We start from the raw sequence: 13,491 nt of genomic DNA, 5'->3' as shown, positions 1-13,491 counted from the left end.
TCTCATGAGACAATGGCGCGCAGCGCTGCAGGATGTGCAGCCGGCATCCCAGGACCGGCGTCCGGCGGGCAGCGTGGCCGGACGGGTCCGTGAGCCGGGCCGGATGGACCCGGGGCGGCCCTAAAGTTCTGCCGCGACCGTCCGATAAGCCAGAGGTACCCAGCAAGGAATCACCGTGAAGATCAATCAGACCACCTCCTCGAGGCCGGGCGACGCCGGCGACGGTGCAACGCGCAGCGTGGCAGGCACCCCCGCCGGCCCGGCCGCCGCCCCGGAAACCCCCGGCGTGCGCGTCAGCCCGCTGGGCGCCCAGGTGCGCGAAATCGGCGCGCGCCTGGTGGAAGACCAAGACGACGACATCGATACCGCCAAGGTGGACGAAATCCGCCAGGCCATCGCCGAAGGACGCATCAAGATCGACCCCAGCAAGATCGCAGACGGTCTGCTGGCGTCGCTGCGCGAACTCAACGGCGGCGCCTGACGCTCGACACCGGCGGCAAAGCCAACCCACGACACTTAGGCAAGCCATGAGCCAGTCCCTGATCCAGAACCTCGCCCGGGAAACCGAGCTCTCCAAGGAATTCGCCGCCGTGCTGGGCGAAGAGCGCGCCATGATCAAGGCGGGCGACTACCAGGCGCTGGTCGGCCTGCTGGATCGCAAGGTCGAACTGGCCGGCTCGCTGCAGACGCTGACGCGCACGCGCGAGGCGCAGATGGGTGCCATGGGGATTCGCCTCGGTGCGGGCGGCCAGCTGTTCGGGCGCGAGATCGTGCCTGCCGTCGAGACCGCATGGCGCGACCTGCTGTTCGCCGCGCGCATGGCGCGCGATGCCAACGCCGTCAATGCGGCCGTGGTGGATGCGCATCTGGAGTTCACGCAGGAAGCCATTCTGGCGCTGCGCCACCGGGGCGAGACGGGCACGTTGTACGGCAAGGACGGGCGAACCCAGCAAGGTCCGCAAGGCGTCAGCCTGGCGGCGGGCTGAACCGGTGTCTTGTCGCCACGGGCTTTCGCAAGCCCGCGGCGAAATGCAGGAAAGACCGAACGAACAAAAAAAGCGGCTTCGCTCCCGGCAGGGAAGGCGAAGCCGCTTTTTTTGTTCGGGCGCGGTGGCGGAGCCGGCGGCTTGAGGGTTGAAGCTTGAGCGGCTGCGGGGGCTTGGGAAGCGGCGCCCGGGCGGAAAGGCCCGGGCCGCCGAATCCATGCACCTGCGGTCTTACCTGTACCCCACCACCACTTGTCCCGACTGTCCCTGCAGGACGGGCGTCAGCGCGCCCTTCCCCGGTACCTGGAACGCAAACACGAATCCCCTGCCTGCGTCATCCCCGCTGAAGGCATCGGTGAGTCCCTCCGCCCCCGGCAGCAACACGCAGCGCTGCGCATTGCAGAGATAGGCCTGCAGATCGAGCGGCGGCGTGCGGGTAAAGCTGTAGCGCCACCGCACGGTGGTGATGGCGCCCTCGGCCTGCGGCAGATACCCGGTCGGGGTGATGGGTGCGGACATGGTGCGCAGGCCCTTGCCATACAAGGCGGGGCCACTCACGGAAGCCGACCACGAATGCAGGGTAGGTCCTGCCGGCGCGGCCCAGCCGTGGCTGCAGCATGCGGCAATGGCCGCCACGGCGATACGGCGGGACCTGGCTTTCATAGCAGCCCGCGCAGCTGCGAACGCAGGCGCGTGATGGCCTGGCTGCGGATCTGGCAGACGCGCGACTCCGTCACCTCGAGCACGGCGCCGATCTCACGCAGGTTCAGCTCCTGGTCGTAGCACAGCGACAGCACCAGCTTTTCCCGCTCGGGCAGTCGCTCGATGGCGCGTATCAGCGCTTCGCGCATGCCGCTCTCCATCAGCACGGTGAGCGGATTGCCGTCGTCGCTGACGCTCAGGTGGCGATCCAGGAAGTCTTCTTCGCCGGAGCGTTCGAAGTCTTCGTAGTGCAGCAGCTGGCAGCCATAGACCTCGTTGAGCAAGGTCTGGTATTCGTCGAGTGGCAACTCGAGCTCCTGCGCCACCTCGGAGTCCAGCGGCGCCCGGCCGAGCGTCTGCTCGAGGCCGCGCACGGTACGCTCGATGCGCCGGGTGAACTGGCGCAGGCTGCGCGATTGCCAGTCGTTGGCGCGCACCTCGTCGAGCATGGCGCCGCGGATGCGCTGGCTGGCATAGGTCTCGAAACGCGCACCGTGCGTATCCTCGTAACGCTTGGCGGCGTCGAGCAGGCCGATCATGCCAGCCTGGATGAGGTCATCGAGCTGCACGCTGGCCGGCAGCTTGGCCGCGAGTTGCAAGGCGATGCGACGCACCAGCGACGCATGCGCGGTCACGGTGTCAGTCTGTTCGAGCTTTCCCTGAATCGTATACATGGTGGAATTCTCGTGAGTCCTAGCTGGCAGGCCCGGCGCTCAGGCCAGGGCCGTGGCCGGCGGCGCCAGCGGCGCGGCCGGAGGGGTTGAACGGGCTACGGCTGGTGAAGGCATGGGAAGCGGCCAGCCGGCGATGCCGACGGCAAGACGGCGCAGGGCGGCAGTGGCCGGCGCCGCCGGATACGCTTCGACCACGCAGCGGCCAAGCGCCGTGCTGCGCTCGACCAGCGGATCGTGCGGCAGGCTGCCGGCAGGACTCGCGTCCACGCCGAGATACTGGCTGGCGGTGCGCGCAAGATTGCCGAGCACGGCGCTGGCGGCGGCGTCGCTGGCGGCGGCATTGACGACCAGGTGGAAACGGCGGCAGGCGTAGAGGTGGTTCAGCTGCTTGATGCAGGCATAGGCGGCCTTGATCGATGCCGGCTCGGCACGCAGCACCACCACCACGTTGTGCGCCATGCCGGCCACCTGCGACAGGGCGCCCTCGGCATCGCTGCGGGCATCGCTGAGCACGGTGCGGTAGCCATTGAACAGGCCCAGGTCGCCCGTGGCCTGCGGGCTGCCGGGCAGCACGCCGATGGTGCCCGCGGGACGTTGCCCCAGCGCTGCCTCCAGCGTGAGCGCACCGCCCAGCACGGCGGCCAGCGTGCCCTCGGGCGCCGCGCCGGCCAGGCGGGTGGCGCGCGCGCCAATGCGGTCTTCGTCGATCAGCAGCACGCGTTCACCCTGCATGGCGAGCGCATTGGCCAGCCCGAGCGCCACCGTGGTGGCACCGGCGCCCGCATCGCTCGCGACCACCGCGATGCGGCGCGTGGCACGCGGCGCCAGCATGCGCCGCAGGCTTTCGGCCTGGTCCAGGGCAAGTGAATTCACGTTCTACTCTCCCTGCACCTGCGCCAGCGCCTTGAACATCCGGCCACCATCGACGAAGCCGTCGGGCTCGGTGGCGGGCGCGGCCGGTACGGTCGGCACAGCAGGTGCGGCACGGCCATTGCGCGCGGGGTAGTTCTCCAGCACGTCCAGCAGCGCCAGCAGGCGGCCCATGCCTTCGACCAGCACGGCAGCATTCGGGGTCTGGCGCGCCGGCGCGCGCGCGGACAGGCGCGCCAGGAAGGCCGCGGCTTCCGTGTCGCCGGCCTGCTCCAGGCGCAGCGCGGCCACGGCCATCTGCAGTGCCAGCAGGCGCGCGCATGCCTGGTTTTCCGCCTGCGCGGCATCGTTGGCGCCGTCCTGGCGTTCGCCCTGGCCGAGATGGTCGAGCGCATGGCGCAGTGTGCGCAGGTGCGCCTCGCCGGCTTCGGCCCAGCGTGCCCAGCGCGCCAGTTGCGCGCCCTCGGCCAGCAGTGCGGGCTCGCACAGCAGGTATTGCACGGCCAGTGTCTGGCCGTTTTCACGGTCGACCAGGCGCGATACCAGCAGGCCGGCCTCGGTGCCGCCCTCGCTGCCGCGCGTGCCGCGCACCTGGCTTTCGAGCACGCGCACCGGCGCTTGCGCGATCCACTGCACGGCATCGCGGCCGCGGTACTCAATCTCTTCGAAGGCATGGAACGTCAGCGTCTCGGCCAGCGCATCGACCTTCAGCGCAACGCCGTTGCTGGCGACGCGCGTGGTCTTGCGGGTGGTGGTCAGCCAGCGCTCACCTGCCTGCTGCCAGCGCGCCAGCGTGGCCGCGGCCGGCATGGTGTCCAGCACATTGACCACGGTACGCGCGGCGGCGATGGCGGCGCCCAGGTTGGCGGCGTCGGTTTCCCAGCCGCCCTGGCTTGCCTGCAGCGCTGGGGCGGTACGCCCGCCCGGCGCCGCGGCGGCAGCCAGCGGCAGGCCGTCGCGGTCGGCCAGCCACAGCGTATGCTGCCACGGGCGCGGCGCGCGGCGGCCGGCCGCGGGCGCGGCCACGGTGGCGCTCAGCGCGAGCACGAAGCGGTCGCACTGGCGGGCGAGATCGCGGCAGGCGGCCTCGCGCACGTGTTGCGCCATCTGGCGCGCCGACGGTGCGCTGTCCGCGCGCTGCTGCCACAGGGTGCGTACCAGGTCGAAGCCGAAGTTGCCCGCGTCGAGCTGGTCCACGCAGTCGCTGACCGCGTTGGCGCTGTCGGTCAGCGAGCGCAGCATGCCCTCGGCGCCGGCGGTGGCCGAAGCACCCGCGGCGCGGGCGCCATCGTTGTCATCCTGCCCCGGCATGACGCGGCGCACGGCATCGGCATCGGCAAAGACGGAGCCGCGGCGCGGGGTCTGGAAAGCGCGCTCGACCAGGGCGGCGCCGCTGGCCAGCTCCAGGTGTTCGGGCACGCGCTGGCCGATGGAGGCGTAGTACACCGGCAGGCGGTGGCGGATCACCACGTCGAGCACGGAGCCGAGGTGCGTGGCTTCGTCGAGCTTGCTGACGATGCAGCCGTCGATGCCGCCGCCGGGCGTGGCATCGTGGCGGTAGGCGTGCACCACCTCGTTGAGCGTGTCGCCGTGGCTGGCGCCGTTGAGCAGCAGGATGCGCTGCACCGGCGCCTGCACGCCGGCCAGCATGGCGATCTGCTCGGACAGGTTGCGGTCGCGCTGGCTCATGCCGACGGTGTCGATGATCACCAGGTGCTTCTCGGTGAGCGCGGCCAGCGCGAAGCGCAGGTCGGCCGCGTCCTTGACCGCGTGCACGGGCACGCCGAGGATGTCGCCATAGATGCGCAGTTGTTCATGCGCGCCGATACGGAAGGTGTCGGTGGTCAGCAACGCCAGCCGTTCCGGGCCGTGCTTGAGCACGAAGCGCGCGGCCAGCTTGGCGGTGGTGGTGGTCTTGCCCACCCCGGTGGGGCCGATCAGGGCCAGCACGCCGCCTTGCGCGAACAGCGCGTCTTCGTCGCCCAGCACCGGCACCTTGCGCGCCAGCTCCTGGCGGATCCAGGTCATGGCGGCGGGCCGGTCGTGGCCGAGCGGCAGGTGGCCCAGCAGCGAACGCGCGAGCTGGCCGGAAAATCCGGCGGTGACCAGCCAGTTGAACAGGGAATCGCGCAGCGGATCGCCGCCTGCGGCAGGCAGGCTGTGAGTGCCTACTCCCGCGAACTGCCGCTCCATCATGGCGCGCATGGTCTGCAGTTCCCCGCGCAGGTCGCCCAGGGCACCGTCGACCGCCACCGTGGCGGGCGGCGGCGTGAACACCGGCGCGCTGCTGGAAATGGCGCCGAGATCGGTGTCGCGCATGGCGACGATCTCCACACCACCCTCGACGGTGCGGTTGGACAGCACCACGGCGTCCGGGCCCATCGCCTCGCGCACCTGGCGCAGGGCCTCGCGGCCATTGGCCGCCACGAATTTAGCTACGCTCATCTTGCGTCATCCCTCACGCTGCGCCGCCGATCATGGCGGTGATCCTGATATTTCGGTTGTCCGGCACCTCGGCATGCGAGAGCACCTTGAGCTGCGGCATGGTCCGGCGCAGGAAGCGCGCGAGCAGCGGGCGCAGCGGATGCGGCACCAGCAGCACGGGGTCCAGCCCCAGGTGTTCCTGGCGCGACACCGCGGCCTGGGTCTGCTGCAGCAGCGCATCGGCCAGCCCCGGCTCGATACCGCCGCCGTTAGTGAGCGCTTGCGACAGCACGCGCTCAAGCCCCGCGTCCAGGCCGATGACCTGCAGGTCGGCGCCGTTGGGGAACCACTGCTGGGTGATGGCACGTCCCAGCGCCATGCGCACCAGCGCGGTAAGTTCGTTGGGATCGCTGATCTTGGGCGCGTGCTCGGCCACCACGTCCAGCACGGTGCGCATGTCGCGGATCGGCACGCTTTCGTCCAGCAGGTTCTGCAGGATCTTCTGCAGCGCGGTGAGCGTGATGACCTTGGGCACCAGGTCTTCGGTGAGCTTGGGCGATTCCTTGGAGATGCGGTCCAGCAGGGCCTGCACTTCCTGGCGCCCGAGCAGTTCGGCCGCGTGCAGGTGGATCAGGTGGTTGAGGTGAGTCGCCACTACCGTGCTGGCGTCCACCACGGTGAAGCCGTAGGTTTGCGCCTGCTCCTTGAGCCCGGCTTCGATCCACACCGCGGGCAAGCCGAAGGCCGGATCGTGCGTGGGCGTGCCCGGCAGCGTGCCGGATACCTGGCCGGGGTTGATCGCCATCCACTGCCCCGGCGTGGCCTCGCCGCGGCCGATCTCCACGCCCTTGAGCGTGATGCGGTAGGCGTTGGGCTTGAGTTCGAGGTTGTCGCGGATATGCACCACCGGCACCAGGAAGCCGATCTCCTGCGCCACCTTCTTGCGAATGCTCTTGATGCGGCCCAGCAGTTCGCCGTTCTGCGCGCGGTCCACCAGCGGAATGAGGCGGTAGCCCACTTCCATGCCCAGCGGGTCGACCAGGGAGACATCGTCCCAGCTGGCTTCGGTGGATTCCGCCGCGGCGACGGGCGCGCGTTCCTCGCGTTTCTTTTCCTGCACGGCGGCCACGTCGCGTCGCGCCACATAGCGGCCGAACCACACCAGCGCGCCGGCGAACACCAGGAAGGCGAAATGCGGCATGCCGGGAATGATGCCCATCATGCCGATGATGCCGCCGGTCAGGTACAGCACGCGCGGGTTGGAGAAGAGCTGGCCGGTCAGCTGCTGGCCCACGTCCTGCTCGTTCGACACACGCGAAACGATCACGCCGGCGGCGGTGGAGATCACCAGCGCGGGGATCTGCGCCACCAGGCCGTCGCCGATGGTCAGCAGCGTGTAATTGCGCACCGCGGTGGAGAAGTCCAGGTCGTGCTGCAGCATGCCGACCACCATGCCCGCGCCGACGTTGATGAACATGATCAGCAGCCCGGCGATGGCGTCGCCGCGCACGAACTTGCTGGCGCCGTCCATGGCGCCGTAGAAATCCGATTCCTGCGAGACTTCGGCCCGGCGCTTCTTGGCGCCGTCTTCGTTGATCAGGCCGGCGTTGAGGTCGGCGTCGATCGCCATCTGCTTGCCGGGCATGGCGTCGAGCATGAAGCGCGCGCCCACCTCGGCGATCCGGCCCGCGCCCTTGGTGATCACCATGAAGTTGATCACCACCAGGATGGCGAACACCACGATGCCCACGGCGAAGTTGCCACCCACCAGGAAGTGGCCGAAGGCCTCGATCACCTTGCCCGCGGCGTCGGGCCCGGTGTGGCCTTCGAGCAGTACCACGCGGGTCGAGGCAACGTTGAGCGACAGGCGCAGCAGGGTGGAAAACAGCAGCACGGCCGGGAAAGCGGCGAAATCCAGCGCCTTCTGCGTATACATGCCCACCAGCAGCACCATGATCGACAGCGCGATGTTGAACGTAAACAGCAGGTCCAGCACGAAGGGCGGCAGCGGCAGGATCATCATGCCGAGGATCATGATGATCAGCAGCGGTCCCGCGAGCGCCTTCATCTGGCTGCTGCTGGCCCGTGCCCCCGACAGGTTGAACAGCGAGGTCAATGCGTTCATGCGTGGCTTTCCGGTACGGCGAGTTCGTCAGGCACCAGCAGGTCGGACGGTGCCGTGGGGTGCGGTCCGCTGGTGTGGTGCCAGTGCTTCAGTTGATAGACCCAGGCCAGGACTTCGGCCACGGCGGTATACAGGCCGGCGGGGATCTCGCGGCCGATCTCCACGTGGCGGTGCAGCGCGCGCGCCAGCGGCGGCGCGGACAGCAGCGGCACGTTGTTCTCCACGGCGATCTCGCGGATGCGCGCGGCGACCGCCTCGCTGCCCTTGGCCACCACGCGCGGCGCGCTCATGCGGCCTTCCTCGTAGCGCAGCGCCACGGCGAAGTGGGTCGGGTTGGTGACCACCACGTCCGCCTTGGGCACCTCGGACATCATGCGGCGGCGAGCCATGGCGCGCTGCTGCTGGCGGATGCGGCCCTTGATATGCGGGTCGCCTTCGCTGTCCTTGTGCTCCTGCTTGACCTCTTCCTTGGTCATGCGCAGCTTCTTGAAGAAGGTCCAGTACTGCCAGGGCACGTCCAGCGCGGCCACCAGCACCAGCGAGCCGGCGACCATCCCGCAGCAGTGCAGCACCAGCTCCAGCATGTGCAGCAGCGCCTCGTGCAGCGGCGCGCTCATCAGCGCCACCGCGTCGGGCAGGCGGTGCCACAGCACCCAGCCGGCCACGCCGCCCACCAGCAGGGCCTTGGCGATGGCCTTGGCCAGTTCCACCAGGGATTGCGAGGAGAACAGCCGGCCCAGCCCCTTGAGCGGCGAGAGCCGGGAGAAATCGGGGGCGAGGGATTGCGTGGAGAACATCCAGCCGCCCAGCAGCATCGGACCGGCGAGGGCCGCCGCGCCGAACAGCAGCAGCAGCGGCAGGAATGCCAGCAGGCCTTCCCAGGTATTCATGGCGAAGCGCGACATCATGCGCGAGGTATCGAAGGCCGTGGCCGGCTCGAAGGCCAGGCCGGCGCGCATCACGGCGTTGAGCTTGGTGGCGAGCGTGCCGCCGAGGGTCCCCAGGCCGGCCACGCCGCTCATCAGCATGATCAGCGTAGCGAGCTCGCGCGAGCGTACGACCTGTCCTTCCTCGCGCGCCTTTTCCAGGCGCCGGGGTGAGGCAGGTTCGGTTTTCTCGATATCGCTTTCTTCGGACATGGCCGCTCCGTTACGAAGCGGCATGCTGGCCCTTCGTCAGCAACGATTATCGGAGCGCGAAGGGGCGGGCATTAGAGGGAATAAGGCCGGGATTGTGGCGCTGTTTGCGCGATGACACGGCCCGCCCGAAGGCGGGCCGTGTCCCCGGACGGCCTCCGGGGGCGCCCCGGGGGCGCCCCGGGGGCCGGCGCGGCGCCAGGCCGGCACCGCGTCCCGGGCGGGACTCAGAAGCCCAGGCTGGCAAGCAGGTCGTCCACCTGCGACTGGTCGGAGACGACGTCGGCCTTGCCTTCCGGGTTGATCTGCGGGCCGTTCATCAGCGTGGCGGGCGCCTCGACGCGGCGGTCTGCCGGCACGTTGTCGATCAGCACCTGCAGCAGTTCCTGCTCCAGCGAGCGGATCATGTCCATCATCTTCTTGATGACCTGGCCGGTCAGGTCCTGGAAGTCCTGGGCCATCATGATTTCCAGCAGGTGGCTGCCGGTGGCGCGGGCCTGCTGCGGCACGTCGGTCAGGAAGGCACGGGTATCGAGCACCAGCTCGCGCGCGTCGGCCAGCTCGACCGGCTTGTCGAACCAGGCTTCCCAGCGCTTGTCGAGCGCCTCGGCCTGCTTCTCCATGCCGGCCTGGAGCGGCTGCGCCAGCTCCACGGCGTTGAGCGTGCGTTCAGCGGCCTGCTCGGTCATCAAGGCGATATAGCTGAGCCGGTCGCGCGCATCGGGGATGGCCTGGGCGGCGCGCTCGATTTCCTTGTCGAGCCCCAATTCGCGCATATTGTCGCGCAGCATCCGTGTCAGGGCGCCAATGCGCTGGAAAAGCTGCTCGGCAGATTCGTTGCTGAGAGTCGGAGTCATCGACATGTCGCCCACCTTATGCCCCTTCCTTGGCCAGTTTCTCGAAGATCTTGGTGATCTTCTCGTCGAGCGTGGCGGCCGTGAACGGCTTGACCACATAGCCGTTCGCGCCGGCCTGCGCCGCTGCGATGATGTTTTCCTTCTTGGCCTCGGCCGTCACCATCAGCACCGGCAGCTTGGCCAGCGCGGCTTCGGCGCGGATCGCCTGCAGCATGCTCAGGCCGTCCATGTTCGGCATGTTCCAGTCGGACACGACGAACTGGAAGCTGCCGTCCTTGACCTTCTCCAGGCCGGCGGCACCGTCTTCGGCCTCCTCGACGTTGGCGAAGCCCAGTTCCTTGAGCAGGTTACGGATGATGCGGCGCATGGTGGGGAAGTCATCGACCACCAGGATCTTCATGTTCTTGTCCACTCTAACGGCTCCAATACAGTTGTGGAAAGTTGCTACTTCAATACTTGCACCCGCCGCTCCGCGTGGATCCGGCAGGCGCCTGTGCCCGGTCAAACCCGCTGCGCGCGCGTCCCGAAGGTCGCCAGGCGCGCCATCACGCGCTGGCTCATCGCGTGCAGCGGCACTACCTCATGCACGCCGCCGGCGGCAATCGCCTCCTTGGGCATGCCGAATACGATGCAGGTGCTCTCGTCCTGCGCCAGGTTGTAGGCGCCGGCCTCGCGCATGCGCAGCATGCCCTGCGCGCCGTCGCGGCCCATGCCGGTCAGCATCACGCCGATGGCGTTCTTGCCGGCATGCTGGGCGGCGGAGTCGAACAGCACTTCGACCGACGGCCGGTGGCGGTTGACCGCCGGCTCCTGCGACAGGTGGGCCACGTAGTTGGCCCCGCTGCGCGCCAGGCGCAGGTGCGAATCGCCCGGCGCGATGTAGGCGTAGCCCGGCAAGACGCGCTCGCCGTGCTCCGCTTCCTTGACCGTGATGCGGCACAGGCCGTCCAGGCGCTGCGCGAACGAGCGCGTGAAGCCGGCCGGCATATGCTGGACGATCAGCACGGCCGGGCAGTCCGGCGGCATCGGCATCAGGAATTCCTTGATCGCCTCGGTGCCGCCAGTGGAGGCGCCCACGATGATCAGCTTCTCCGTGGACAGCAGCGGGCTGCGCAGCATCGGCGCCGCCGGCTCGGTGGTGCCGCCGCCCGCCGGCGCGGCCTGAGCGGTGCGCAGGCGCGCCCGCGCCGCGGCGCGGATCTTGTCGGCGATGGTATCGGTGTACTCCATCAGGCCGTCGCGGATGCCGAGCTTGGGCTTGGTGACGAAATCCACCGCGCCCAGCTCCAGCGCGCGCATGGTGATTTCCGAGCCACGCTCGGTCAGCGAGGACACCATCAGCACCGGCATCGGGCGCAAGCGCATCAGGCGCTCGAGGAAGTCCAGGCCATCCATGCGCGGCATTTCCACGTCGAGCGTGAGCACATCCGGGTTCAGGCGCTTGATCAGATCGCGCGCTACCAGCGGATCGGGGGCGGTACCCACCACCTCCATGTCGGGCTGGCTATTGATGATCTCGGTCATCAGGCTGCGTATCAGCGCGGAATCGTCCACGCACAATACCTTGATCTTGGCCGCACTCATGTCTGGAAAAATCCTTGTCGGTTCAGGAGACGGCAGCCGAGGGCGCACGCCTGGAAAACAGTTCGGCGCCGCCGCTGGCAGGTGCGGTGGCAATGGCCCGCGCCAGCGCGCGCTCGTTGCGCTCGACCACCACCTGGTCGTCCTGGCGAGTGAGCCGGCGCACCAGCGCCAGTCCCGTCAACGGAAAGTAGCTGACGCGGCGCGCGTGCGGGCCGCGCAGATCCTGCGCGGCTACGCGGATCTCTTCGGTCTTCAGGTACTTGAGCACGAACTCGGCATTGCGGTCGCCGATATTGAGCGTGGTCATGTTGGCCAGCACCGCGCCACCGCCGAACACCTTGGCCTCGAGCCGCTCGCGGCGCGCGCCCATCTTCAGCAGCTCGTTGATCAGCACTTCCAGCGCATAGCTGCCGTAGCGCATGGACGCCGACAGCAGCCGGTCGGCGCCGGCGGCGCCGTCATCGTCCGGCAGCATGAAATGGTTCATGCCGCCCACGCCGGCGGTCTCGTCGCGGATGCAGGCCGCCACGCAGGAACCCAGCACGGTGGTCAGCACCACGTCTTCGCGGGTCACGTAGTACTCGTTGGGCAGCAGCTTGATGGCCTGCTTGCCGAACTCGCGGTCGAAGTAGCTGCGCGTGGCGATCGCTTCGGGGAGCTGGGGCGTGCGCATCACGAACCTCCCAGCCGGGCCGACGGCGGCGCCAGCTCGTATACGGTCTGCCCGCGCAGCTGGAACGCGCGCGTGACATAGGAAAAGTTCTCCGAATGGCCCGCGAACAACAGTCCGTGCGGCTTGAGCAGCGGCACGAAGCGCTCCAGGATGCGGCCCTGGGTGGGCTTGTCGAAGTAGATCATCACGTTGCGGCAGAAGATCACGTCGAACTTCTCGCGGATGCCCCAGTCCGGCGCCAGCAGGTTGAGCGGCTGGAAGTCGATGGTGCCCGCCAGGTCCGGCTTGACCTTGACCGCGCCGGCGCGCTGGCCGGTGCCTTTGAGGAAGAAGCGCTTGAGCCGTTCGGGCGAGAGCTTGCTGACCTGCTCGGCCGTGTAGACGCCGGCGCGGGCCTTGGCCAGCACCTGCGTATCGATGTCGGTGGCCAGGACCGTGCCGGCACGGTCGCCCAGCGCTTCGGCCAGCGTGATGGCGATGGAATAAGGCTCTTCGCCGGTGGACGCGGCCGAGCACCACACCGAGTAAGGCCGCCCGGTCTTCTTGGCATGTTCGGCCAGCAAGGGAAAGTGATGCGCCTCGCGGAAGAACGATGTCAGGTTGGTGGTGAGCGAATTGGTGAAGAACTCCCACTCGTCCGAGCGGTCGTCCTCCTCGAGCATGGCCAGGTAGGTGCCGAAATCGGTGAGCTGCAGCGTGCGCAGGCGGCGCGCGAGGCGGCTGTACACCATCTCGCGCTTGTGGCTGCCGAGCGAGATGCCCGCGCGGCGATGGATCATCGCGCGGATCTTCTCGAAGTCGCGTTCGGTCAGCAGGAAATCACGCGGCTCGTCGCGCCGCGGCGAAGCGGGCTGCGCCAGCGGCAGGCCGGCGGCAAGGGCGGTGGGGCGAGGCTGCGTCATGTGATGCCTGATACGGGATGCTTGATGCTCGATACGATGGGTGTGGCCGCGCTCAGGCGAGTTCGGCCTCGACCAGTTCCATCTCGGCGCTGGTCATCAGCTTCTCGATGTCGATCAGGATCAGCATGCGGCCATCCACGGTGCCGAGCCCCGTGAGGTGTTCGTTGGAGACCGACACGCCGAACTCCGGCGCCGGCTTGATGGCTTCGCCGGTCAGGGTCAGCACGTCCGACACGCCATCCACCACGATGCCGACCACGCGCCCGGCGATATTGAGGATGATGACCACGGTCTGGTGGTCGTAGCGCACGTTGCCGAGGCGGAACTTCAGGCGCAGGTCGACGATCGGCACGATCACCCCGCGCAGGTTGGTCACGCCCTTGATGAAATCGGGCGCGTTCGCCAGGCGGGTGACCGCGTCGTAGCCGCGGATCTCCTGCACCTTGAGGATGTCGATGCCGTATTCTTCGCTCCCCAGCGTGAAAACCAGGAATTCCTGCCCCGCGGCTTCGCTTCCGGGGGTATCGATGTGTCCGATGCCGGCCATGATGTCTTGTT

Annotated in this window: 14 protein-coding genes; 2 read left to right on the top strand and 12 right to left on the bottom strand. The window is 68.5% G+C overall.

Annotated elements, in window-relative coordinates; translation table 11 throughout:
* The first annotated feature begins 175 nt into the window (after positions 1-175).
* Both flgM and AB4Z48_RS33345 read left to right on the top strand, forming a co-directional pair.
* Positions 176-481 carry a flagellar biosynthesis anti-sigma factor FlgM gene (flgM, locus tag AB4Z48_RS33350; RefSeq protein ID WP_441621964.1) on the top strand — a complete coding sequence of 102 codons (306 nt, stop codon included), beginning with the start codon at positions 176-178 and terminating at the stop codon, positions 479-481.
* A gap of 46 nt (positions 482-527) precedes the next feature.
* On the top strand, positions 528-986 hold the full coding sequence (locus AB4Z48_RS33345; protein WP_441621962.1) for a flagella synthesis protein FlgN: 459 nt from the start codon (positions 528-530) through the stop codon (positions 984-986).
* Positions 987-1,217: 231 nt separating this feature from the next.
* Here the strand turns inward: AB4Z48_RS33345 and AB4Z48_RS33340 are convergent, their stop codons facing one another.
* From AB4Z48_RS33340 to cheW, 12 genes are all read right to left on the bottom strand, one after another.
* On the bottom strand, positions 1,218-1,649 hold the full coding sequence (locus AB4Z48_RS33340; protein WP_441621960.1) for a flagellar protein FlhE: 432 nt from the start codon (positions 1,647-1,649) through the stop codon (positions 1,218-1,220).
* On the bottom strand, positions 1,646-2,362 hold the full coding sequence (locus AB4Z48_RS33335; RefSeq protein WP_006162649.1) for an RNA polymerase sigma factor FliA: 717 nt from the start codon (positions 2,360-2,362) through the stop codon (positions 1,646-1,648). The genes AB4Z48_RS33340 and AB4Z48_RS33335 overlap by 4 nt, the downstream gene beginning before the upstream one ends.
* 39 nt (positions 2,363-2,401) lie before the next feature.
* The gene (locus tag AB4Z48_RS33330; RefSeq protein WP_441621957.1) at positions 2,402-3,235 is read right to left on the bottom strand and encodes a MinD/ParA family ATP-binding protein; all 834 of its coding nucleotides are present in this window, start codon (positions 3,233-3,235) and stop codon (positions 2,402-2,404) included.
* Between the two features lie 3 nt (positions 3,236-3,238).
* Positions 3,239-5,677, bottom strand: a complete 2,439-nt coding sequence (gene flhF / locus AB4Z48_RS33325) for a flagellar biosynthesis protein FlhF (RefSeq protein WP_441621955.1) — start codon at positions 5,675-5,677, stop codon at positions 3,239-3,241.
* 13 nt (positions 5,678-5,690) lie between these two features.
* Positions 5,691-7,781 (bottom strand): flagellar biosynthesis protein FlhA, encoded by a 2,091-nt coding sequence (flhA, locus tag AB4Z48_RS33320; protein ID WP_441621953.1) that lies wholly within the window; start codon positions 7,779-7,781, stop codon positions 5,691-5,693.
* The gene (gene flhB / locus AB4Z48_RS33315; RefSeq protein ID WP_441621951.1) at positions 7,778-8,920 is read right to left on the bottom strand and encodes a flagellar biosynthesis protein FlhB; all 1,143 of its coding nucleotides are present in this window, start codon (positions 8,918-8,920) and stop codon (positions 7,778-7,780) included. The genes flhA and flhB overlap by 4 nt, the downstream gene beginning before the upstream one ends.
* Before the next feature lie 224 nt (positions 8,921-9,144).
* Positions 9,145-9,774 (bottom strand): protein phosphatase CheZ, encoded by a 630-nt coding sequence (cheZ, locus tag AB4Z48_RS33310; protein WP_441621949.1) that lies wholly within the window; start codon positions 9,772-9,774, stop codon positions 9,145-9,147.
* Positions 9,775-9,790: 16 nt separating this feature from the next.
* On the bottom strand, positions 9,791-10,186 hold the full coding sequence (cheY, locus tag AB4Z48_RS33305) for a chemotaxis response regulator CheY (RefSeq protein WP_441621947.1): 396 nt from the start codon (positions 10,184-10,186) through the stop codon (positions 9,791-9,793).
* An 89-nt stretch (positions 10,187-10,275) separates the two neighbouring features.
* Complete coding sequence (locus AB4Z48_RS33300; RefSeq protein WP_441621945.1) at positions 10,276-11,358, bottom strand: protein-glutamate methylesterase/protein-glutamine glutaminase; 1,083 nt, start codon at positions 11,356-11,358, stop codon at positions 10,276-10,278.
* Positions 11,359-11,380: 22 nt separating this feature from the next.
* Complete coding sequence (cheD, locus tag AB4Z48_RS33295) at positions 11,381-12,031, bottom strand: chemoreceptor glutamine deamidase CheD (RefSeq protein WP_441621943.1); 651 nt, start codon at positions 12,029-12,031, stop codon at positions 11,381-11,383.
* Positions 12,031-12,933, bottom strand: a complete 903-nt coding sequence (locus tag AB4Z48_RS33290) for a CheR family methyltransferase (protein WP_441621941.1) — start codon at positions 12,931-12,933, stop codon at positions 12,031-12,033. Before AB4Z48_RS33290 ends, cheD begins: the two co-directional genes overlap by 1 nt.
* A gap of 52 nt (positions 12,934-12,985) precedes the next feature.
* Complete coding sequence (cheW, locus tag AB4Z48_RS33285; protein WP_441621939.1) at positions 12,986-13,480, bottom strand: chemotaxis protein CheW; 495 nt, start codon at positions 13,478-13,480, stop codon at positions 12,986-12,988.
* Positions 13,481-13,491: the final 11 nt, after the last annotated feature.

The organism is Cupriavidus sp. 2TAF22, assembly GCF_052115045.1.
Lineage (GTDB): Bacteria > Pseudomonadota > Gammaproteobacteria > Burkholderiales > Burkholderiaceae > Cupriavidus.
The sequence above is the reverse complement of the archived record's forward strand: the minus strand, read 5'-3'. Positions and strand labels throughout refer to the sequence as shown.

Coding starts and splice junctions, on each gene's coding strand:
- AB4Z48_RS33345 (WP_441621962.1), top strand. CDS start 528: ATGAGCCAGTCCCTGATCCAGAACCTCGCCCGGGAAACCGAGCTCTCC.
- AB4Z48_RS33340 (WP_441621960.1), bottom strand. CDS start 1,649: ATGAAAGCCAGGTCCCGCCGTATCGCCGTGGCGGCCATTGCCGCATGC.
- AB4Z48_RS33335 (WP_006162649.1), bottom strand. CDS start 2,362: ATGTATACGATTCAGGGAAAGCTCGAACAGACTGACACCGTGACCGCG.
- flhF (WP_441621955.1), bottom strand. CDS start 5,677: ATGAGCGTAGCTAAATTCGTGGCGGCCAATGGCCGCGAGGCCCTGCGC.
- flhA (WP_441621953.1), bottom strand. CDS start 7,781: ATGAACGCATTGACCTCGCTGTTCAACCTGTCGGGGGCACGGGCCAGC.
- flhB (WP_441621951.1), bottom strand. CDS start 8,920: ATGTCCGAAGAAAGCGATATCGAGAAAACCGAACCTGCCTCACCCCGG.
- cheZ (WP_441621949.1), bottom strand. CDS start 9,774: ATGACTCCGACTCTCAGCAACGAATCTGCCGAGCAGCTTTTCCAGCGC.
- AB4Z48_RS33300 (WP_441621945.1), bottom strand. CDS start 11,358: ATGAGTGCGGCCAAGATCAAGGTATTGTGCGTGGACGATTCCGCGCTG.
- cheD (WP_441621943.1), bottom strand. CDS start 12,031: ATGCGCACGCCCCAGCTCCCCGAAGCGATCGCCACGCGCAGCTACTTC.
- AB4Z48_RS33290 (WP_441621941.1), bottom strand. CDS start 12,933: ATGACGCAGCCTCGCCCCACCGCCCTTGCCGCCGGCCTGCCGCTGGCG.
- cheW (WP_441621939.1), bottom strand. CDS start 13,480: ATGGCCGGCATCGGACACATCGATACCCCCGGAAGCGAAGCCGCGGGG.